Below are 19,804 nucleotides of genomic sequence, written 5' to 3' on the forward strand. Positions count from 1 at the left end.
GAAGCCCGAACCCGCATGGAGACATCCTTGAACAAGGTCCTCGAAAGAGTCGTGCCCGGAAAGCACGGCATCGCCGTCGAGATGCAGCCCGGACAGCACCTGAGAGTCGTCGACCTGGAAGGCAGGCAGGTCGTCGACATGGCGTTGTTCAACCTGCAGAACCTGCGCGAGAAGCTCTCGACCTCGTACTCGCGAACCCGCTACCTGCCGAAGCACGTCGGGGACTACATCCCGCGCGACCGGATCAACGTCGGCGACTCCCTGATGTCCACGCTCTGCCGGCCGATGATGACCTTCATCGACGAGACGGCTCCCGAGAAGGGGGTGCACGACTGCCACAACCGGATGTGCAACCGCTACCTGTACGAGGTGCAGCTGGGACTCGGGCCGCAGGACGGCTGCCACGAGATCATCTCGAAGGCCGTCGCGCCCTACGGCCTGCTGCCCGAGGACATCGCGGACACCTTCGACATCAACATGCGCTACGAGCACGACTGCACGCGGCATCGATGGGTGATCGGCCTGCCGGCCAGCCGCGCCGGCGACCACGTCGAGTTCCGCGCCGAGATGCCGCTGCTGGTCGCGCTGTCGGTCTGCCCGCTCGAGTCCGGTGACTGCAACGGCGGCAAGTCGACGCCGGTGCGCGTCGAGGTGTTCGAGCCCGCCTAGCGGTCGCGCGGCAGGCCGTAGGGAAGTCGGGTCACCGCCTCCCAGTCGGGCCCGGCGAACCACGGGTCGCCTTCCAGGAAGGCCCGCAGCATCGGCAGCGAGTCCAGCCCCCAGAACAACCGTCCGTCGACCTCGAAGGCCGGCACGCCGAACACCTTTCGCGAGATCGCATCCGAGGTGTTCGAGCGCAGCAGTGCGCGCACCTCGGGGCCGTCCGGGTCCAGCACGGGGCTCAGCCTGCGCTCGAGCGCGGCCAGCCGTTCGGGATCCAGCGGGTCCTCGCCGCTCTCCCAGACGTGCCGGAACACCGCGTCGCACACGGCGGCGCCTGGCCGGCCGCCGGCATCGGTCGCCAGCGCGAGGCGCAGCAGCGACACGGGGTTGAACGGATGCCGCGCTGGCATGCGCAGCGGCGTGCCCTGCCGGCGCCCCAGCCACAGCACCTGGCGGTAGGTCCAGTCGCGCTTGGGCGGTATCTCGGCCGGGCCCAGGCTGCCGAGCTCGCGCAGCAGCGCCCCGAGCAGCACCGGCCGGCGGACCACCTCGACCTCCATCCCATCGAGCGCGCGCGGCAGCGCGTCGAAGGCGAGCCAGGCATAGGGCGAAACGAAGTCGAGATGGAAGGTGATCGTCTTCATCGGGGTCAGGCCTCGAGTGAGGTTCGAGCTCGATCGGCGAGGAAGGCGCGAACCTCGTCCAGGACGGGGATGCCGTGCCGCCCCCAGGGCCGCGAGCACTTGATCGCCGCGGCAGCATGCGCCCAGCGCGCCCTTTCCGGCAACGGCAGTCCGCGCGCGAGCGCCCAGGCATAGGCGCCGTGCCAGACGTCGCCCGCGTTCAGCGTGTCGACGACCGGCACCTCGAATGCCGGCAGGTGCGATACGGCCTCGTCGGGCGCTTCGCGATCGACGAGCACCGCGCCGCGGGCGCCCAACGTGACGCCGAGCACCTTCGCGTCGGGCAGGTCGTCGGCCAGCTGCCGCAGCGCCTGGGCGTAGCCCCCGACCTCGCCGCTTCCGCCGCTCTCGCCGCTCTCGCCGCTTCCCCCGCTTCCGCCGCTCCCGGCCATCAGCCGCAGCGCGCCCTCCGACAGCAGCAGGTGGTCGGCCAGCGGCATCAGCCGCCGAAGCGCATCGGGCGGCGCGACGTCGGCGTCGAGCACGGTCGGCACGCCGAACTCGCGGGCCCGCTGCAGCAGCGCGTGCGCGCCGTCGACCCAGCGCATGTCCGCGAGCACCGCCGCGGCGCCGGTCACACGATCGAGCACCAGCCCGTCCGTTCCGTCGAAGAAGCCCGGCTCCACGCAGGGCACGACCAGGCGCTCGCCGCGCGCGTCGACCAGCACCGACGAGAACGGAGTGGCCCGGCCCGCGCGGACCTCCACGCCCGACATGTCGACACCGGCGGCGCGCAGATCGGCCTCCACGCTGCGCCCTGCCGGATCGTCGCCGACCCGGCTCAGCAGCGCGGCCCGTCCGCCGAGGCGCGCGACCGTTATCGCCGCCGCTGGCGCCATGCCGGACGCATGCTGGCGTCCCGCGCGCGGAACCAGCTTGACGCCGCCGGCAGGCAGCGCGTCGACCTGGAACAGCGACTCCCAGAAGACCGCGCCGATGCAGAGAATCCGGGGCGCGTCCGCCATCCCGCCTGCGCTCCCGGTCGGCGGCGCGCTCACCGCGACCCCGCGAAGATCCAGGCAACGCCGAGCCCGCCGGCCACGTAAGCGCGAGAGCGCACCAGCGGGCTGTCCTCGAGCGCGGAGGCACCGCGCAGCGAGTCCACCCGCAGGAATCCCCCGAACCAGAAGTCGCCGAAGCGGCGACCGAAGCTCAGCTGCGACTGGATTCCGGCGTAGCCGCCCGGCGCGTCGTAGGCCGGGCGCGCGGCGGTCGCGAACTGCGGCGCAACCGAGTACAGGTAGTCGTGGTATCGATCGTCGCCGTAGAGCAGGCCGAGCGTGAGGTTGAGGTCCGCCCCGGTGTCCATCGCGTTCGGCAGGTTCAGCCTCAGGTAGGGGCTCGCGGTCCAGCCCACGTGCTCGATGCGGCCGTCTCCGAACGCGAAGGCCGCGCGCACCGCGAGCCGCAGGTCCAGCCTCGGCGCGCCGCGGACGTCGCGCTCGCCGACCAGGTGCACGACCAGCTCGGGCCCCGCCTCGCCGGTCGGGTGCAATGTAGGCATGCCCTCGCGCGCCCGATTGCCGCCGCTGCGCAGCGCGATGCCGCCGGTGAAGCTCGCGTCGAGCTCGACCCGCTCGGAATCGAAGAGCCGCGCCACGATGCCGCTGCGATCGATCCGCAGCCGTTCGCTGGTGTAGGTGAAGTACGGAAACGGCAGCACGTAGGCGCTGCCCTCGTCCGATCCGCGATAGTCGGGCAGGTAGACGGCCGCGGCGCCGACGCCGGCCTCCCACTTCGACTGCGCGCCTGCGAGCGGCAGCCAGCAGATCGACGATGCGAGAAGCGCGGCCGCGCAGCGCCGCCCCGTCATCGCGCCGCCTCCCCCTGGCGCGGCAAGCCGAGCGCGAGCCACGCGCCGACCAGGTTGCCGCCCGCGGCGACCAGCACCGCCGCGCCGTAGCCGTCGGTGCGGTCGAACAGCCAGCCGGCCAGCACCGGCAGGCTGATCGCGGCGACGCACCACGCGATGTAGAGCTGGCCCGCGATCCGCCCGAACTCGTTGCGGTGCCAGTAGCGCGCGATCGCGCCGGCCACCGACCCGGACATGAAGCCGTAGCCCATGCCGATCATCGCCAGCGCCGGCACCGCGAGCAGCGGGCCCGGCCAGAACGTGAGCAGCATCGCGCCGGCCAGCGACCACAGGTGCGCGCCGGCGGCGACCCGCGGCATCGGGAAGCGGTCTACCAGCCAGCCGCCGCCGATCCGCGCCGCCGCGATCGCCGCGGTGATCAGCGTCGTCGCCCACAGCGCGAGCGCCGTGCGCCCGCCGTAGGCCTGGATGATCCCCGCAGCCTGGCTCATCACCGTGAGCCCGGCGGCCGCGGCCAGGAAGAACACGACGAACAGCCTCGCGAACAAGGGCCAGCGCCGGTCGATCGCGCCGCCGGCCTGGACGCCGGGATCGCGCATCCGGATGTCGGCCCGTTGCAGCAGCCACGCGGCGAACAGGCAGGCCACGAGCACGGTCGCGCCGAGCCCTGCCAGCGTGGCGCGCAAGCCGAAGGCCGCGATCGTGTAGCCGAACAGCGGCGCGCCGATCATCGCGCCCAGCGGATACAGCGCCACGACGAAGCCGTTGACCAGTCCGCCGCTCGTGGCCAGCGTCTGGTTGACGCCCTGCTGAACCAGGATGAAGCCGACGCCTCCGCCCAATCCGAACATCAGGCCGTAGCCCAGCGCGAGCTGCGCGATGCCGTTTGCGCTGGCCGCCAGCCACAGCCCGAGCGCGCTGCCCGAGCCGGCCAGCACCAGCACCGCCACCGGCGGCAGCCGCCGATAGAGCCAGGGCGACAGGTTCATGCCCGCGGTCAGGCAGATCGTGGCCAGCCCGAACACGAAGCTCATCTGCGCGCGGCCGATGCCGAGCATTTCCTCCATCGGCTTCAGGAACACGCTGAACGCGTAGATCGTTCCGAAGGGCAGGTTCACCGCGGTGGCCGCGGCAACCGCGGCGACGGCGCGCTGTCGGGAGCTCATCGGCTCGCGGGAAGTCATCGGGCTGCGCATGCCGCAACTTAGCTTTTCACCCGGCGAATGGCTATGCTCCGGCCCATCCTTTCCGGGATGACCATCCCGTTTTCCTGGCCGATTTGGCCCCTCCAGCATGAGAAAACCCGTCGCCCTCGCCCACGCCTCCCGCCTTCTCAACCACGGCCCCACCGTGCTGGTCAGCAGCGCGCACGCAGGACGGCGCAACCTGATGGCCGCCGCCTGGTCGATGCCGGTCGAGTTCACGCCGCCGCGAATCGCGGTGGTCATCGACAAGAGCACCTTCACGCGCGAGCTGGTCGCCGCGAGCGGCGCCTTCGCGATCAACCTTCCCTGCCGCGCGCAGGCCGACCTGGCCTTCACCGTGGGCAGCACCAGCGGACGGGATGCGGTCGCGCGCGGCACCGACAAGTTCGCCGAGTACGGCATCGAGGCCTTCGACGGCCCCGAGCTGGGCCTGCCGCTGGTCGCCGGCTGCATCGGCTGGCTGGAATGCCGGGTAATCGCCGAGCCGCACACCGAGCAGGCCTACGACACCTTCTTCGCCGAGGTGGTGTCGGCCCAGGCGGACGCGCGCGTGTTCGAGGGTGGCAAGTGGGCCTTCGGACCCGAGAACGCGGACCTTCACACGCTTCATCACCTGGGCAGCGGCGTGTTCGCGGTGGCTGCGGAGGTGGTGCGAGCGAAGCCGCTGCCCGGTCCGCCCAAGGGTCAATCGTAGTGCGCGCAAGCCGTAGGCCATCCGGCCGATTTCGTCGAGCCGGCGACGGTGCCATGCTTTCCGCGGTGGGCTTGCCCCCACCGGGCGTCCGCATTACTATTTTCAGATGCGTAAGGAGAGCGAGCTGGTCGAGTCCACCGTCACGGTCAAGGGCCAGACGACCGTGCCAGCGCGGGTCAGGGACAGGATAGGCGCCGGGCCCGGCACCCGCCTCGTATGGCACGTGATGCCCGACGGCAGGGTCATCGTCCGTGCCAAGACCCGATCGATCCTGGAGCTCTCCGGAATGCTCGAGCCCCAAAAGGGCAAGCACGTGACCGTGGAACAGATGAACGCCTGGGGCGATTAGGGTAGTCACGCCGGTGCCCGCGCTCGATACCAACGTGCTGGTCCGCTACCTGGTGCGAGACGATGCCACACAGCTCGCAGCGGCAAGGAGGCTGATACGGCGCTGCATTTCGGAAGGACAGGCGCTGCACGTTCCGGTCACCGTATTCCTCGAACTGGAGTGGGTGCTGCGTTCGAATTTCGGCTTCGGAAAGAGCGAAGTGCTTCGGGCTCTTTCCGCCCTGCTCTCCACTGCGGAGCTGAGCTTCGAGTCCGAAACCGCCCTGGAACTCGCGCTCGCCCGCTACACCGAGAGCTCGGCCGACTTCCCGGATTGCCTGCACGTGGCGTTGGCGATCCAGGCCGGCCATCCGCCGCTGTGGACTTTCGACAAGGCGGCAGCGCGGATCGACGGCGCAAGGCTGCTGCGCGGCTGAGCGCCAGTCACCTACCCGGGAGAAAAGCATGGACAAGCTGAGCCTGCACGACCCGCTGTTCGCCACCTACGCCATCGCCGCAACGCTGATGATCCTGAAGACGGTCGGCATGGCCTGGCTCACCGTTTACCGGATGATGGCCGAGAAGGGCGGTTACCGATCGCCCGAGGACCTGAAGAGGACCCCGCTGAACCCTTCGCCCGACCCGCAGCAGCTCGTACCGAACGAGCGGGTGGAACGGATCCGGCGCATCCACCAGAACGACCTGGAGAACATCCCGCTCTTCCTGGTGGCCGGATTCCTGTACGTGCTGACCGGCCCGCCGCTGCTGCTCGCGCAGGCGCTGCTTTACGGCTACGTGGTCTCGCGCCTGCTGCACTTCGCGGCCTACCTGAGCGCGCGCACCCACGACACGCGGGCGACGCTGTGGACGATCGGCTCGCTGATCCTGATCTTCATGACCGCGCGCACGCTGCTGGCGGCGCTCGGCTACTGACGCCCCCGCCCGCCAACCACCCATGACCATCACCACGAACCCCACCGCGGCAGGTGCCGCCTCGCTGGTCAGGCAGCGCCTCGACCTGCACCCGATTCTCGAAGTTCCCGACGCCCCTCGCGACCTGCGATCGGGCTACGCGCTGCAGGCCGAAGCGAATAGGCTCCTCGAGCGCGCCGGCATGGGCCCGCGGGTCGGCCACAAGATCGGCTGCACCACTCCGGTCATGCAGGCCTTCCTCGGCATCCCCAGCCCCTGCGCGGGCGAGGTCTTCGGCAAGACGGTCATGAGGAGCGGCGCGCGCATCCCCGCGAAGGGCTTCGTGCGCGTCGGCGTCGAGTGCGAGATCGCCGTGCGCCTGGGCAGGGACCTGCCCGCGCGGTCGACCGCCTGGGACCGCGAGACCGTCGCCGACGCGGTCGAGGGCGCGATGGCCGCGATCGAGATCGTCGACGACCGCTACGCCGACTACAAGTCGTTGGGCGTGCCGCTGCTGGTCGCCGACGACTTCTTCAACGCCGGCTGCGTGCTCGGGCCCTTGCGCAGGAACTGGCGCTCGCTCGACCTGGCCGCGCTGCAGGGCCGGATGTCGATCAACGGCACCGAGGTCGGGCGCGGCCGGGGCGAGCTCGTGATGGGCCATCCCCTTAACGCTCTGGCCTGGCTGGCCAACGCGCGCATCGAGCACAGCCTGCCGCCGCTCAGAAAGGGCGAGTTCGTGCTGCTCGGCAGCGTGGTGGCCACGCAGTGGCTGAAGGCCGGCGACCGGGTCGAGACGGAGGTCGAGGGCCTGGGCCGTCTCAGCCTGGCGATCGACTGAGCGATCGGCCCGCGCCCCTTCAGTGCTCGAACTCGAGGCCAACCGACCGCGAGTCCAGGATCCGCGCCTTGCACTCGTAACGACGCTCGATCGTTCGCAGCACGCGCTCGAGACTGGCCGAAGTCTCCAGTGGCTGCACACCGACCAGGTCTGCATCGGCCCGAGCGTCCCGCACCACCACCGAGAGCCGGAATTCGTCGAACTGGAGCTCCACCCGAAGCCTCGTGGCGCCCGACACGATCGCGACCTCCTCGCACCACTCCGTGACGGCCGGCGCCGCTCGGTGGATGACGTCGCCACGCGCCCCCCAGCTGGCACCCTGCCGCTCGAAGAATCGCGAGATCCTGTCCCTCGTCGCGGCGTCCACCGAAAGCTCCAGCCGCGCCCGACTCGACACCCCTGCGTTCAGGACCAGGTTCAGGCCGAGCGCCAGGATCGTCGAGATCGCCAGCGGGCTGCCCATCACGGTCACGGCCCAGGCAGGCGCGTCCGCAGCGATGCCCGGCATCACCATCATCCCGACCCCGGCAAGAAGAGGCAGCCCGACCACGTAGTTGCGTCGCGCGTCGAGCATGCGCGACGTGATCAGCTCGGCCCCGGAGGAAACCAGGTGGCAGGCGACGAACAGCAACCCGGCCCCCATCACCGGCGCCGGCATCATCGAGAGTAGCGTCGTGACCTTGGGCATGAAGGCCAGCGCAAGGAACATGCCGGCCACGACCAGGCCGATCGTGCGGGCGGTCGCGCCGGTCGCTGCCGCCAGGCCCACGCTGCCTCCCGAGATCCCGACGCCGGCGCCGCCCAGCGTTCCCGCGGCCAGGTTGCCCAGGCCGCTTGCCACGATGCCGCCGCTCGTCGAACGCACATCGAGCCGCTTCCATCGAGCGTCGTTCGTCTTCTGGCAGCTGGTCACCAGCCCGGCGTCCTTCACGACGGAGGCGAGCACCGCCGCGACGAATGCCATGGCCAGCGCCAGATCGAATCGCAGCGCCTCGGCGGGTAGCGCATGCACCCCGAACAGCGGCACCTCGCCGACCCGCTGGACTGCCGTCTCGTCCAGCATGCCCGCGGCGGCCCCGGCAAGGTAGCCGAGACCCATGCCGGCGGCCGTCGCGTAGAGACGGATCCTGCGGAACGGCAGCACTGAGAGGAGCACGATCGTGCCGAGGGTCAGGGCGCCGACCGCGATGCTGGCGGGCCGTCCGACCGGGCCCCCATCGCCGGCCCCGAAGACCTGCGGCAGCGCGACGGGCACGATCGACAGGCCGACCATCAGCACGACCACACCCGAGACCTCGGGCGGGAACAGCTTGCGAAAGCGCCGCACGAGTTGCGACAGGACGAGGGTGGCCAGGCCCGCGAAGATCGTCATTCCGAAGACGAGACCGAGCCCGCCGAGCCTCGCGGCCAGCAGGCTCGGTCCGAGATAGATCGCGGACGTGACGTACGGGGCGAGAAACCCGGAGCCCACCCACCGGGATCGCAGCGACTGCAGCACGGTCGCGAACGCCATCGCCACGAGCGACATGCTGACGACCGATGCGGCAGTTGCGCGCGATCCGCCGGCTTCGAGGGTGACCAGCACCGGGTAGGCGAGCGACATGACCGCGATCAGGACATGCTGGAATGCGAGCAACAGCGCGATTCCGCCCGGCGGCCGGTCATCGACCGCGTAGATCAGGTCGACCGGCTTCGCGGAGGTCGATTTCAGGGCGCGATCGAGCCGGGCCGCCTCGATGGCTGCCGCGGCATGCGCCGCCATCGAGTTGACCGCCTGCAGCTCGCCGGCGCTGAACTCGCGTCGCGCCCGCATCCCGGCCACCAGCACCCCGAACACCCGGTCGTGCGACCTCAGGGGGCTGCAGACGATCGACTGCAGCACGTTTCGCGCAGCCAGCGATCGCGAGTCGGCGGAAACGTCGTTGACGATCTCGCCGACCCCGGATCGCAGGACCGACGCAATGATGTCGTCCTCGATGTCCCGGGTCGCCCGGTCGTGGAAGGGGTCGCCGCGCCCGGCCACCGTCTCGAGCCGGTTCGTCTCGGGATTGAGCAGCAACACGGTCGTGCTGTCGCAGCGAAGGAAGCGCGCCACCTCCTCGCACAGCACCTGCGCGACCTCGCCCGGATCCGTGGCCCCGATGATCTTCTCCGAAAGGGAGTAGAGCATCGTGACTTCCTTGTAGCGGTCGAGCGACTCGCGGGCGAGCGCGCCTGCCTCGTCGTCCTGCGCAGCCAGCACGCGCAGCAGGCCTGCAAGCTCGCCCGAGCGCGGCCCGTGCACGCGCGCCACCAGGCGGCCACCGGCGCTGACCTCGTGGCACTCGGCAGCGAGCTCGCCGCGGTCGCCGACGACCACCTGTCCGCCGGGATCCGTCACGGCGTGTCCGGGGCCGAGGCGGGCGAGTTCGGCTTCGAGGTGCGCCGCGAGCCCGGGCTTTCTGAGCAGCCGACGCAGGAACCGGCCGGCGGGTCCCGGGCCGGCCGCGTCGCCGGTGCCGGCTTCCCGCACGCCCCCCGGCGCCTTCGGTTCGGGCACGTCGCCCCCTACTCGTCGACGAAGCCCAGCGCCTGGCGCACCGCCGCCAGCAGCGCGTCGGGGTCGAAGGGCTTGATCAGGTAGCCGTTCGCCCCGACCTCCCGGGCCCTGGCGCGGTCGTACTCCTGTCCCTTGGCAGTAAGGAAGATGACATGCGCGTGGCGGGCAGCCTCGTCGCGCCTGAGGCTCTCGCAGACTTCGAAGCCGTTCATGCCCGGCATCATCACGTCGAGCAGCACGACGTCCGGGCGCGCCTCGAGGATCGTCGACAGGGCGGTCGTGCCGTCCGGAGCGACGAGGATCTCCACCCCGTCGTCCTCCAGTTCCTCGATGCTGCGCTCGATCAGGGTCCGGATATGGGCCTGGTCCTCGGCGATCAACACCTTCTTCATGGGTCCGTGCTCTCCTGGGGCTTTTGCGCCTGCTCGTCGAATCCGGGAAGCACGAAGCGGAAGGTGCTGCCCTTGCCCGCCTCGCTCTCCACCCAGATCTCGCCGCCGAAGTCCTTGACGATCTCGCGGCAGATCGGCAGCCCGAGTCCGGTGCCGGTCGGCTTGTCGGTCAGCGTGTCGCCGACTTGCCGGAACTTCTCGAAGATCGCCTCCTGGTCCTCCGGCGCAATGCCGCGGCCGGTGTCGGCGACGCTGAATTCCACGAAGCCGTCGTGGCGCCGCCGCACCGCGCACCGGATCCCTCCCTGCGACGTGAACTTGACCGCGTTCGATATCAGGTTGACCAGCACCTGGATCAGGCCGTCCCGATCGGCGCGCACGGCGCCGACGTCCCCGTCCGCGTCGACCCTGCAGGACAGGCCCTTGGCCGCGAGCAGCGAACTCGTTGCGGCGACCGCTTGCGAAAGGACCTCCGAAGCGTCGACCGGACCGATTTCCCAGCGCATCTCCCCGGCCTCGATCTTCTCGAGATCGAGAAGATTGTTGATCAGCGAAGTGAGGCGCTCGCCCTCGGCCAGGATGATCCCGATGTGCTCGCTCACCTCCTCGACCGCCGGCCCGAGGCTCGCAGGGCCGGACTGGCTGGCCGGACGAATCGTCCGCTCGAGCCGGCGCTGGATCAGGCGCGTGAAGCCGAGGATCGAGGTCAGCGGCGTGCGCAGCTCGTGGCTGACGTTGGTGAGGAAGGCCGACTTCGCCAGGTTGGCCGCCTCGGCCGCCCTGCGCGCCTCGTCGAGGGACCGCTCGTGATCGCGGAGCTCCCGGGTCACCGCATCGAAAACGCCGACCGCCCGGGCCATCTCGCCGATCTCGTCGCGCCGGTCGCGGCCCGGCACCTCGGTCACGCGGTCTCCGGCCGCGATGGCCGAGAGAATGTCGATCATCTGGCTGATCGGCCGGGAGATCGCCCGGCCGACATAGATCGTGATCCCTATCGAAAGCAGGATCACGAGCGCCGCCCCGATCGCAAGCATCCGGGCCAGCCGGGACACCTCCCTCTCGGCGCGCTCGACGGTGGCGAGCGCGGAATCGAGCGATCGCTCGGCGAGCTCGGAGATATAGCCCTGCAGCTGCTGGTAATGCGCCATGATCGTGCTGATCGACATCGTGTCGACCGGCGCCCCGCCGAACATGCGCATGGAGACTGCCCTGTGGATCGTCAGGAAGTCCTCGATGTTCGCGACGACGTCGCCGTGTCCGGCCCCGACGGGACTCGCCTTCACGCTGTCGATCGCGCGCGCGATGTCCTCGTAGCGGTCGAGGATCGATTCGCGAAGATCGCCGAGCACGGGGTCGTCGGGGCCCAGCCGTTGCCGCAGCTGCGCATAGCGCAGCACTGCCGCCTGCACCTCCGAAACGGAAAGCAACAGACGCGTCGTGGTTGTCGTGGCGACCGTGAGGGGCCCCTGCACCACTTCGCGGTAGCTGGCCTGCTGCTTGCGAAGCGCAAGGTCGAACACCAGCATTGCACCGAGCATCAGCACGATGATGATCGATGGCGCGACGAACACGGTCGTCCTGATCGACCACCGGCTCCACGCGCTCACGCCGGTCAATTCGCGAGGCCCTTGGCCCGGAAGAAACTCAGTGCCCCGGGGTGGACCTCGATCGGACGAACCGCCAGTGCCTTCTCGGCACTGATCCCGCGGATCGCCTGGTGCGTTGCGCGGATCTCGTCGAGATTCCCGAAGATCGCCCGCGTGATCTCGAAGATCCGTGTCTCCGGAGCGTCGATCGTCGTGACGAAGTAGTTGTTCAGCGCCGCGGTCGGAACGGGCTCGCTTTGCCCCGGATAGGTGTTGGCGGGAATCTCGGTCGAGAAGAACATCCGCCCGTTCGTCTCGACGATCTCGCGCTCGATCGGCACGATCGCCACCTGCGCGCGAGTGCTCGCGTCGGTGACCGCCTTGACCCCGAGCCCCGCCGAAACGACGATCGCATCGAGCTCGCCCTTCACCAGCAGCTCGACGCTCTCGCCGTAGTGCAGGTACTCGACGTGGAGCAGGTCGGCGTAGCTGAGCTTGACGGCGCCGAGAAGCGCCCGCGCGTTGAGCTCGTTCCCGCTGCGCGCGGCGCCCACCGACACGCGCTTGCCGACCAGGTCGCGGATCGAGGAGATTCGCGCGTCGCGGCGGGCGACGACGTGGATGTAGTTGGGATACGCAGCGGCGACGAGGCGGATCTTGGTGCGGGAGCTCGGAAAGCCCGCCTCCGGGTTGCCCGCCATCGCCTCGGAGAGAATGTCGCCCTGGGCCAGGGCGAGCACGCCGACCCCGCGCTGCAACAGGTTCAGGTTCTCGACCGTGCCCTGCGTGGAGCGCACGGTCACCGTGACGCCCTTCAACTCGCGCTCGAGGATCTCCTTCAGCTTGAGGCCGACCGGATAGTAGACCCCCGCCTTGCCGCCGGTGAGGATCTCGAGCGATTGTGAAGCCGCCGGGCCCGACCAGCACGCGAGCACCAGCGCGACCCAGCACAGCAAGAGCCTGATCATGGCCTCCTCCCCAGGGACCACGATTTTCGGGGCACACCGCCCGCGCCAGGGCGCGCCCGTCACCGGCCGGACGCTCGGTCCCTCGATGCGCCGGCCTTCGGCATTTTTAACCGAGCCGGGAAGCTCTGTCCACGAGTTCCGGCTTCCGCCGGGAGGGCAGGCGTCGGGGACTACCCGACCACCGCGACCACCTCCACCTCGAGCATCAGGTCTTCGTGCACCAGCGCCGGCGTGGCCACCAGCGTGCTGGCCGGCTTGTGACCGCCCAGGTGACGGCCACGGACCTCGCGAAAGCAGCGCACCTTCTCCGAGGTCAGGTCGCGCACATAGACGTTCATCTTCACGATGTCGGAGAACTGCGCGCCGCCGGCGGCGAGTGCGATCTTCAGGTTGTGGAAGACGCGCTCGGCCTGCTCGGCGAAAGTGGCACCGACCACCTTGCCTGACTCGTCGAAGGCGACCTGGCCGGACACGTAGACGGTCCGGCCGCCGGTGACGACAGCGGTGTGCGAATAGCTGCCGGCGGCAAGGCCGGCAGGATTGTGGAACTCGACGGGCATCGGTACTCCTCCGGGGTGGCAGCCGGCTCGGTCGCCTGCCGCTCTGAACCGAAGTATCGCGCCTTTGCCCGGTGTCGAGACAGTGGACCGGACGTGCTGCGGCCCCGGCCCCTCAGGGCGAGCCGTCGGCGAGCCGAGCGGCGCCGGGGTACGACGGCGTCGCCCTCGACCATTCGTGCAACTTCAGGAAGTCGCCGCCGAAGGCCCGATTCTTCAGGGTCTCGTAGACCATCGAGCACCGCATGATCCCGACCGACGTCAGCAGGCCGGTCATCGCGGCCCGGTCGCACGCCAGGTAGGCATGCTTCAGCTCGGCGATCGGGGCCGAGGCGAGCCAGTCGTCGGGCGCTTGCTCCCGCGCCCAATGGGTCGCGGGCCACGCGAGCGCGAGCACGGCCAGGCCGGTCGCGAGCAAGCGGGCGCCGGGATGACAGGTCCGGCGGAACACGCCGCGGTTGAACGAGGGGCAGGTACGAGGGTTCATCGACGTCTCCTTCGGTCGGCGCCGGCGAGATGCCGGAGCCAGCGAAGGAATCGTCCCGATCTTCGGCAAGGGGCGCATGAGGCACCCGTCCCGACGCGGGCGAGCGCCGGGGCGACAGTCGCCCGGAAGGCGGGACCGATGTCCCGATGCCGGACAGCTCGCGCCCCCCGGGCGCCGCCGCGCGTCGGCGATCCGCGGGCCGCCCGGCCCGGCGCATCGCCCGGATCAGCGTCCCGTACCGAACCCGGCGTCGCGCGCCATCACGATCGCCTGCGCGCGCGACGCCACCTCCAGCTTCGCGAACACGTTCGACACGTGGTTGCGCACCGTCTTCTCGCTGATGCCGAGGTGCGCGCCGATCTGGTGGTTGTCGAGCCCGCGCGCGAGCAGCTCGAGCAACTCGCGCTCGCGCCCGGTGAGATCGCCGAACGGACCCGCCTGCGGGGCGGGCGCCGGCAGGAACTCGTGCAAGGCCTCGACCAAGCGCGGCCAGGCCGGTTCGCCGGCGAGCATGAAGTGGTTCGCGCTGTCGAGCAGCAGGAAGCGCGCGCCAGGGATGACCTGCGCGAGCAGGCGCCCCTCCTCGACCGGCACCGCCGCGTCGCGCTCGGCGTGGGCGACCAGTGTGGGGCACGCGACGCGAGACGCCGAGGGCTGCACGTCGACCTCGAACATCGCCTGGGTCAGCACCGCGGCATCGGCGGCGGTGGCCGCCGCGCACTGCAGCTCGTACCACGAACGCAGGTGCTCCGCCGTGCCCTCGGGCTGGAACTGCGTGGCGAACACGCTCATGAAGGCATGGTCCGGTTGCGCCCAACCGACCCTGATCATGTCGAGCATCACCTTCGCTTTCTCGGGCTCGAGCGGAACCGTGGAGCGCCGGTTGCGGCCCCGCGCGTAGGTGCCGTAGAGGACCAGCTTCTCGACCCGTTCCGGGTGGCGGGCCGCGAACTCGATCGCGATCGGCCCGCCCTGGCAGATGCCGATCAGCGAGAAACGATCGAGGCCCGCAGCGTCCACGACCGCGCCGAAATCGCGCACCCAGGACTCCAGCGAGGCCTTCTCCACGTTGCGATCGGAGAGCCCGCAGCCGCGCGGATCGTAGCGCAGCAGCCGGTGGCGCGAGGACAGCGCCTCGAGCCAGGGTCGCCATGCGACGCTGCGCCACTGGTACTCGAGATGCGTGAGCCAGCTCGGAAGCAGGACGACCGGCGGCCCCTCTCCCGAGACCGCCCACGCGATCTCGGCGCCGTCGAAACTCTTGCAGAAGCGGACCTGCTGGTTCGGCATCGTTGCAGCTCTCCGTCGAAGCGGGACCCAGGTCGAGGGTAATGCGGCACGCAGCGCCCGTCCACCCGCCCTCCCGGCAGTCACTGCATCGGGCGGAACCGGAGACTGTCGAGGGTCCGGGCGCATTCGCCGCGCAAGGCGTCGTCGAGCATCGAGGGACTGTCCGCCGCGCGCCGCTCGCTGCAGGTGAGCACCACGTAGTGCGCCGGCGAGGCCGGATGCCGGCAGGCCTTGCCCCAGCTCGTCATCAGCAGCAGCTTGCCGGGCTGGCGAGGGTTGTCGCGCTCCTCCATCCTCGTCTCGAAGCGGACGCAGTCGGTGCCGAGAGCCGCATCCGCATAGGACTCGGTCTTCGAGTCGAGCACCCGGATTCGCCCGGAGGTGGCACGGATCGATCCGTCGACCTCGGCACGAAGGCGCTCGGGGCTGCCGATGTCCGCGCGCGCCGCCGCCCGCATCGCGCTCACCACGAACGAGCTGCCCTGGCGGGCCCGCTCGACGTGGGCCTTGCCGAACACCACCGCGTCGCGTAGCGGCCCTGCGCCGCGCACCCAGTTCGATCCGCCCGGTGGCAGCACGCTGAAGCCGGCCCCCTCGACCGGAACTGCCGGATCGGCCACCGGCGAAAGCGGAGGCGCGGACGCGCAGCCGGCCATCCACGCGCACAGGACCGCGACCGGCCAACGCAGGAACGAGCGATCGGGCAGCATCTCGGGTCTCTCCTCGGATCACGACGGCCAGGGTGTAGGCTGATGCGATTCTGGACCCGATATCCGCGAATGCAAGCATGAAGCCCGTTGCGCTGCACCGTTCGATCCTCGTCGCCCTGGCTGCCGCGATCGGCCTGTCGGCCGGCCCGGCGCTGTCGCAGTCTCCGCACACCCACCAGCACAGCTTCAGCGGCGCCGAGCGCTGGGCCCACGTGTTCGACGACCCGGCCCGCGACGCGTGGCAGAAGCCGCACGAGGTCATCCAGGCGCTGGCGCTGCCGCCCGACGCCTTGGTCGCCGACGTGGGCGCCGGCACCGGCTACTTCGCCGCGCGGCTCGCGAACATGCTTCCCCGGGGCAAGGTCTACGCGGTCGACGTCGAGCCCGACATGGTCCGCTACCTGGGCGAGCGGGCGAAGCGCGAGGGCCGCCCGAACATGATCGCCGTGGCCGGAGCCCCGAGCGACCCGAAGATCCCGGAGAAGGTCGACCTGGTGCTGATGGTCGACGTGCACCACCACATCGACGAGCGGGTGCGTTACTTCCGCGAGATGCAGCGCTACCTGAAGCCCGGCGGCCGGGTCGCGATCATCGACTTCCGCCCCGATTCGCCGACCGGCCCGCCGCGCGCGGCCCGGCTCGAGGCCAGCGTGGTCGTGGACGAGCTCGCGCGCGCCGGCTACCGCCTGGCGCGGGAGCACGGCTTCCTGCCGAACCAGTACTTCCTGGTGTTCGAACCGAAGAGCTGAATCCGGCCCGGGAGCCCGGCCCCCGTCCACGCCCGACGACTTCGATCAGCCGCGCGCCTTCAGCGCGTCGGCCACTGCGCGAACCGCCAGCAGGTAGCCGCCCGGCCCCAGCCCGCAGATCACGCCGGTCACCCCGCGCGAGATCAGCGAGTGCGTGTGCGGCTCGGGCCGCGCGTGGATGTTCGAGATGTGCACCTCGATCACCGGCTGCTTGATCATTCGCACCGCATCGAGCACCGGCACCCGACCGAACGAGAAGCCGGCCGGGTTGATGATCAACGCCGCGTCCTTCTCGAAGGCTTCCTGGATCCACTCGACCAGCTCGCCCTCGTGGTTGGTCTGGCGAAAGTCGCAGTCCAGCCCCAGCTCGGCCGCGAGCTTCTCGGTCATCTCCTGGACTTCGGCGAGCGTGGTCGTGCCGTAGATGTGCGGCTCGCGCTTGCCGAGCATGTTCAGGTTGGCGCCGTTCAGGACGAACAGGGGAGTTGGCATGGCAGTGACGTCTCGCTCGTTGGAATTGGGGCGCCGGCCGCCGGGCGTGACCGCGGACGGCGTGGAAAGCATATAACGCGGGCGTCGCGATAACATCGCACGGAGGGCCCGAGCCGTCACGCTCGTCGCGCGACAGGAGGACAGCGAATGAAGGCGGTGTTCATCACCGGCCACGGCGGAAACGAAGTGGTCGAGGTCAGGGACTGCGAGCGCCCCGCGCGACAGCCGGGAGAGGCGCTGGTGCGGCTGCACGCGGCGACCCTCAACCAGGTCGACCTTTACATGCGCAACAGCGGCGCGGGCATCACCCACCGGCTGCCACAGATCATGGGGCTCGATGGCGCCGGCATCGTCGAGGAGATCGACCCCGACGAGAAGCTGCTGTCGCCCGGGCAACGAGTCGTCGTCTACCCGGGCATCACCTGCGGCCGGTGCGAGTTCTGCCAGCGCGGCGAAGGCGTGCTGTGCACGAAGATGCAGCTGCTGGGCGAGCACCGCGACGGCACCTTCGCGCAGTGGATCAGCGTGCCGGCCCGGAACCTGTTCCCGATGCCGCCGGGCCTGGGCTTCGTCCAGGCCGCCGCGCTGGGGGTCAATCACCTGACCGCGTGGCGAATGCTGTTCACGAAGGCCCGCCTCAGGCCCTGGGAGACCGTGCTGGTGTTCGGCATCGGGGGCGGGGTCTCGCTGGCCGCGATGCAGCTGGCCAAGGCCTATGGCGCCAGGGTGATCGTCACCTCGCGCGAGGACACCAAGCTCGAGCGCGCGCTGGCGATGGGAGCCGACCACGGGATCAACGGCAAGACGCAGGACGTGGCGAAGGCAGTCCTGTCGCACACCGGCGGCCGGGGCGTCGACGTAGTGATCGAGAACGTCGGCGAGGCGGTCTGGCCCTCGGCCATGAAGTCGCTTGTGCGCGGCGGACGGCTGGTCACCTGCGGCGCCACGACCGGCGACCAGCCCCCGGCGGACCTGCGCCGGATCTTCATCCGGCAGTTGCAGATCCTCGGATCCACGCTGGGCGACCTGTCGGAGTTCCGGGACCTGCTGGCCTTCGTCGAGCAGCGTGGCATCGTGCCGGTGATCGACAGCGAGTTCGCGATCGACCGCGTCCACGAGGCGCTGAGCCGGCTCGAGTCGGGCGTGCAGTTCGGGAAGATCGGGCTGGACCTTCGCTAGTGATCTTCACTTTCGGCCTGCTGCCGCTGAGCGGCGTCGCGTCACTGGCGCTCCTCGCTCGCGGGCGCGGGCACCCGCCCGGCAGGTGAAGCGCGCCGCGCCGGGCGAGCGCGCACGCGCACGCGACCGCGGCCGGGCTCAGCGCTGTCCGTCGTGGACGGAGACCTGCTCCTTGGTGAGGCCGCCGATCCGCGCATGGATCCGGCCACCGGTGCCCATCACCAATGCGAAGAGGATCTCGTTGGGGCGCGGCGCATCCTGGATGCCGACTTCCATGCTGTTGAAGTGACTGCGCACGTAGGCAGCGTGGATGTAGTGAAGCGGCACCATCAGCCGATAGCCGGTCGCGGCGACCGCCTTTGCCGCCGGGACGATCGCCTTTGGATCGCCCAGCACCGCGCGCATCGCCCAGCCACCGGCCTCGTGCCAGACGGCCCCGTGCTCCAGCTCGCCGTCCACCCCCACGATCGCGGCCTTGCTGTAGACCTCGACGTTCTCCTTTCCCAGCACGCCGACGAGCTCCTCGGCAAGCGAAGTGCCCAGCGAACGCAGCTCGGCCATGAAGGGCATCAGGTCGGGCTCGTAGCGGCCGGCATAGGGGTTCCGGATCACCGCGCAGGCCGCCGCAAGCTTCAGCGGCCTCTCGGCAACGGGACCGCCCTCGTGGTGGATGGTCTCGATCGTCAGGCTACGTTTTCGAACAGCGATGAGTGACATGGCGGCTCACTGTTTCGGAATGTTGGCGTCGGCCACGACCTGGGACCACTTCTGGACCTGCTCCGTCACCATGGCCTTCATCTCCGCGGGGCTGCTGCCGCGTGCCTCGCCCCCCATGTCCGCCAGCCGGGTCTTGATGGCCGGCACTTCGAGCGCCTTCAGGACCTCGGCGTTGAGTCGATCGACGATGGGCTGCGGCGTGCCGCGCGGTGCCATGAGCCCCGCCCAGGACCGGACGTCGTAGCCCGGCACGCCCTGCTCCGCGACCGTCGGCACATCCGGAAGCCCGGCCCAGCGCTGCGGCCCGGTCGCCGCCAGCGCCCGGAGTTTCCCGGCCTTGATGTTTCCGAGCACGGCAGTGGGCGGCGAGATGATGAATGGCACGTCCCCCGACAGCAGGCCTGCCTGCGAGGCGGCGTCGCCCCGATAGGGCACGTGATTCAGCTTCGCCTTGGCCATCCTCGCCAGCAGCTCGAGCCCCAGGTGATGCGTGCTGCCGATGCCAGCGGTGCCGTAGTTCACGCCACCGGCGGACGAACGGGCATCCGCCAGCAGGTCGCCGAGCCCCTTGTACTTCGAATCGGCGGTCGTGACGATCAGGAACGGGAAGTAGGTGATCGTCGAGATCATCTCGAAGTCTTCGACCGTCCGGTACTGAAGGCTGTTGTACATCGCGCCGGCCACCGCATGGCCACCGGTCGCGAGCAGCAGCGTGTAGCCGTCGGGATTCGAACGAGCGACCGTCGTGGAAGCGATCGTTCCACCCGCGCCGGTCTGCGACTCGACCACGAACGGTTGCCCCAGCCCCTTGCTCATCTCCGCACTGACCACGCGAGCGATCGTGTCGGCGTTGCCGCCGGGCGCGAAGCCCTGCAGGATCTTGATCGGCCGCTCCGGATAGCCCTGCGCAAGGGCCGGCAGCGCGGGCAACGCAAGCACGGCTCCCGCTGCGAGAAAGTTTCTGCGGTCCATCGTCGTCTCCTCGTTCTTGAACGCTTGT

At 70.0% G+C, this 19,804-nt stretch carries 23 protein-coding genes; 8 read left to right on the forward strand and 15 right to left on the reverse strand.

Going from position 1 to position 19,804, the window contains the following annotated elements; all coding sequences use genetic code 11:
* Positions 1-27: 27 nt before the first annotated feature.
* Positions 28-669, forward strand: a complete 642-nt coding sequence (locus M6I34_RS07815; RefSeq protein ID WP_272485132.1) for an urea carboxylase-associated family protein — start codon at positions 28-30, stop codon at positions 667-669.
* Here M6I34_RS07815 and M6I34_RS07820 read toward each other — a convergent pair.
* From M6I34_RS07820 to M6I34_RS07835, 4 genes are read right to left on the reverse strand one after another with little or no spacing between them, the layout of a single operon-like run.
* Positions 666-1,307, reverse strand: a complete 642-nt coding sequence (locus tag M6I34_RS07820) for a 2-hydroxychromene-2-carboxylate isomerase (RefSeq protein ID WP_272485133.1) — start codon at positions 1,305-1,307, stop codon at positions 666-668. The genes M6I34_RS07815 and M6I34_RS07820 overlap by 4 nt on opposite strands.
* Before the next feature lie 5 nt (positions 1,308-1,312).
* Positions 1,313-2,311 carry a PfkB family carbohydrate kinase gene (locus tag M6I34_RS07825; protein ID WP_272485134.1) on the reverse strand — a complete coding sequence of 333 codons (999 nt, stop codon included), beginning with the start codon at positions 2,309-2,311 and terminating at the stop codon, positions 1,313-1,315.
* 29 nt (positions 2,312-2,340) lie between these two features.
* Entirely contained in the window at positions 2,341-3,159 is an 819-nt protein-coding gene (locus M6I34_RS07830; RefSeq protein WP_272485135.1) for a MipA/OmpV family protein, read from the reverse strand.
* Positions 3,156-4,325 (reverse strand): MFS transporter, encoded by a 1,170-nt coding sequence (locus M6I34_RS07835; RefSeq protein ID WP_272485136.1) that lies wholly within the window; start codon positions 4,323-4,325, stop codon positions 3,156-3,158. The genes M6I34_RS07830 and M6I34_RS07835 overlap by 4 nt, the downstream gene beginning before the upstream one ends.
* Before the next feature lie 127 nt (positions 4,326-4,452).
* Here M6I34_RS07835 and M6I34_RS07840 point away from each other — a divergent pair, with 127 nt between their 5' ends.
* The 5 genes from M6I34_RS07840 to M6I34_RS07860 all read left to right on the forward strand — a co-directional run bounded on the left by M6I34_RS07840 (position 4,453) and on the right by M6I34_RS07860 (position 7,138).
* Positions 4,453-5,058 carry a flavin reductase family protein gene (locus tag M6I34_RS07840; RefSeq protein ID WP_272485137.1) on the forward strand — a complete coding sequence of 202 codons (606 nt, stop codon included), beginning with the start codon at positions 4,453-4,455 and terminating at the stop codon, positions 5,056-5,058.
* A 106-nt stretch (positions 5,059-5,164) separates the two neighbouring features.
* Positions 5,165-5,407, forward strand: a complete 243-nt coding sequence (locus M6I34_RS07845) for an AbrB/MazE/SpoVT family DNA-binding domain-containing protein (protein ID WP_272485138.1) — start codon at positions 5,165-5,167, stop codon at positions 5,405-5,407.
* 34 nt (positions 5,408-5,441) lie between these two features.
* A complete protein-coding gene (locus M6I34_RS07850; RefSeq protein ID WP_272485139.1) occupies positions 5,442-5,822 on the forward strand; it encodes a PIN domain-containing protein in 381 nt (126 codons plus the stop codon).
* A 28-nt stretch (positions 5,823-5,850) separates the two neighbouring features.
* Complete coding sequence (locus tag M6I34_RS07855; protein ID WP_272485140.1) at positions 5,851-6,318, forward strand: MAPEG family protein; 468 nt, start codon at positions 5,851-5,853, stop codon at positions 6,316-6,318.
* Between the two features lie 22 nt (positions 6,319-6,340).
* Positions 6,341-7,138 (forward strand): 2-keto-4-pentenoate hydratase, encoded by a 798-nt coding sequence (locus tag M6I34_RS07860; protein ID WP_272485141.1) that lies wholly within the window; start codon positions 6,341-6,343, stop codon positions 7,136-7,138.
* A 19-nt stretch (positions 7,139-7,157) separates the two neighbouring features.
* On the opposite strand, the gene M6I34_RS07865 is transcribed toward M6I34_RS07860, so the two are convergent.
* The 8 genes from M6I34_RS07865 to M6I34_RS07900 all read right to left on the reverse strand — a co-directional run bounded on the left by M6I34_RS07865 (position 7,158) and on the right by M6I34_RS07900 (position 15,667).
* Positions 7,158-9,677, reverse strand: a complete 2,520-nt coding sequence (locus M6I34_RS07865; RefSeq protein WP_272485142.1) for a solute carrier family 23 protein — start codon at positions 9,675-9,677, stop codon at positions 7,158-7,160.
* An 8-nt stretch (positions 9,678-9,685) separates the two neighbouring features.
* Positions 9,686-10,069 (reverse strand): response regulator transcription factor, encoded by a 384-nt coding sequence (locus tag M6I34_RS07870; RefSeq protein WP_272485143.1) that lies wholly within the window; start codon positions 10,067-10,069, stop codon positions 9,686-9,688.
* Positions 10,066-11,676: a sensor histidine kinase gene (locus M6I34_RS07875; RefSeq protein ID WP_272485144.1), complete on the reverse strand. Its 1,611-nt coding sequence runs from the start codon at positions 11,674-11,676 to the stop codon at positions 10,066-10,068. Before M6I34_RS07875 ends, M6I34_RS07870 begins: the two co-directional genes overlap by 4 nt.
* A gap of 5 nt (positions 11,677-11,681) precedes the next feature.
* A complete protein-coding gene (locus M6I34_RS07880) occupies positions 11,682-12,623 on the reverse strand; it encodes a TAXI family TRAP transporter solute-binding subunit (RefSeq protein WP_272485145.1) in 942 nt (313 codons plus the stop codon).
* A gap of 170 nt (positions 12,624-12,793) precedes the next feature.
* Entirely contained in the window at positions 12,794-13,183 is a 390-nt protein-coding gene (locus M6I34_RS07885; protein ID WP_272485146.1) for a RidA family protein, read from the reverse strand.
* Between the two features lie 112 nt (positions 13,184-13,295).
* The gene (locus M6I34_RS07890) at positions 13,296-13,667 is read right to left on the reverse strand and encodes a hypothetical protein (protein WP_272485147.1); all 372 of its coding nucleotides are present in this window, start codon (positions 13,665-13,667) and stop codon (positions 13,296-13,298) included.
* A 225-nt stretch (positions 13,668-13,892) separates the two neighbouring features.
* Positions 13,893-14,957, reverse strand: a complete 1,065-nt coding sequence (locus tag M6I34_RS07895; protein ID WP_272485148.1) for an alpha/beta fold hydrolase — start codon at positions 14,955-14,957, stop codon at positions 13,893-13,895.
* 80 nt (positions 14,958-15,037) lie between these two features.
* Complete coding sequence (locus M6I34_RS07900) at positions 15,038-15,667, reverse strand: hypothetical protein (RefSeq protein ID WP_272485149.1); 630 nt, start codon at positions 15,665-15,667, stop codon at positions 15,038-15,040.
* A 77-nt stretch (positions 15,668-15,744) separates the two neighbouring features.
* On the opposite strand from M6I34_RS07900, the gene M6I34_RS07905 reads away from it, so the two are divergent.
* A complete protein-coding gene (locus M6I34_RS07905) occupies positions 15,745-16,416 on the forward strand; it encodes a class I SAM-dependent methyltransferase (protein ID WP_272485150.1) in 672 nt (223 codons plus the stop codon).
* A 45-nt stretch (positions 16,417-16,461) separates the two neighbouring features.
* Here M6I34_RS07905 and M6I34_RS07910 read toward each other — a convergent pair whose 3' ends face one another.
* Positions 16,462-16,908, reverse strand: coding sequence for a type II 3-dehydroquinate dehydratase (locus tag M6I34_RS07910; protein ID WP_272485151.1), 447 nt, complete (start codon positions 16,906-16,908; stop codon positions 16,462-16,464).
* A gap of 147 nt (positions 16,909-17,055) precedes the next feature.
* On the opposite strand from M6I34_RS07910, the gene M6I34_RS07915 reads away from it, so the two are divergent.
* Positions 17,056-18,087, forward strand: a complete 1,032-nt coding sequence (locus tag M6I34_RS07915; protein ID WP_272485152.1) for a zinc-binding dehydrogenase — start codon at positions 17,056-17,058, stop codon at positions 18,085-18,087.
* A 138-nt stretch (positions 18,088-18,225) separates the two neighbouring features.
* Here M6I34_RS07915 and M6I34_RS07920 read toward each other — a convergent pair whose 3' ends face one another.
* Together M6I34_RS07920 and M6I34_RS07925 are read right to left on the reverse strand one after the other, a co-directional pair.
* Positions 18,226-18,804 (reverse strand): amino acid synthesis family protein, encoded by a 579-nt coding sequence (locus tag M6I34_RS07920; RefSeq protein WP_272485153.1) that lies wholly within the window; start codon positions 18,802-18,804, stop codon positions 18,226-18,228.
* Between the two features lie 6 nt (positions 18,805-18,810).
* Positions 18,811-19,776, reverse strand: a complete 966-nt coding sequence (locus M6I34_RS07925) for a tripartite tricarboxylate transporter substrate binding protein (protein ID WP_272485154.1) — start codon at positions 19,774-19,776, stop codon at positions 18,811-18,813.
* Between the last annotated feature and the right edge of the window lie 28 nt (positions 19,777-19,804).

This window comes from Zeimonas sediminis (assembly GCF_023721795.1).
Lineage (GTDB): Bacteria > Pseudomonadota > Gammaproteobacteria > Burkholderiales > Burkholderiaceae_E > Zeimonas > Zeimonas sediminis.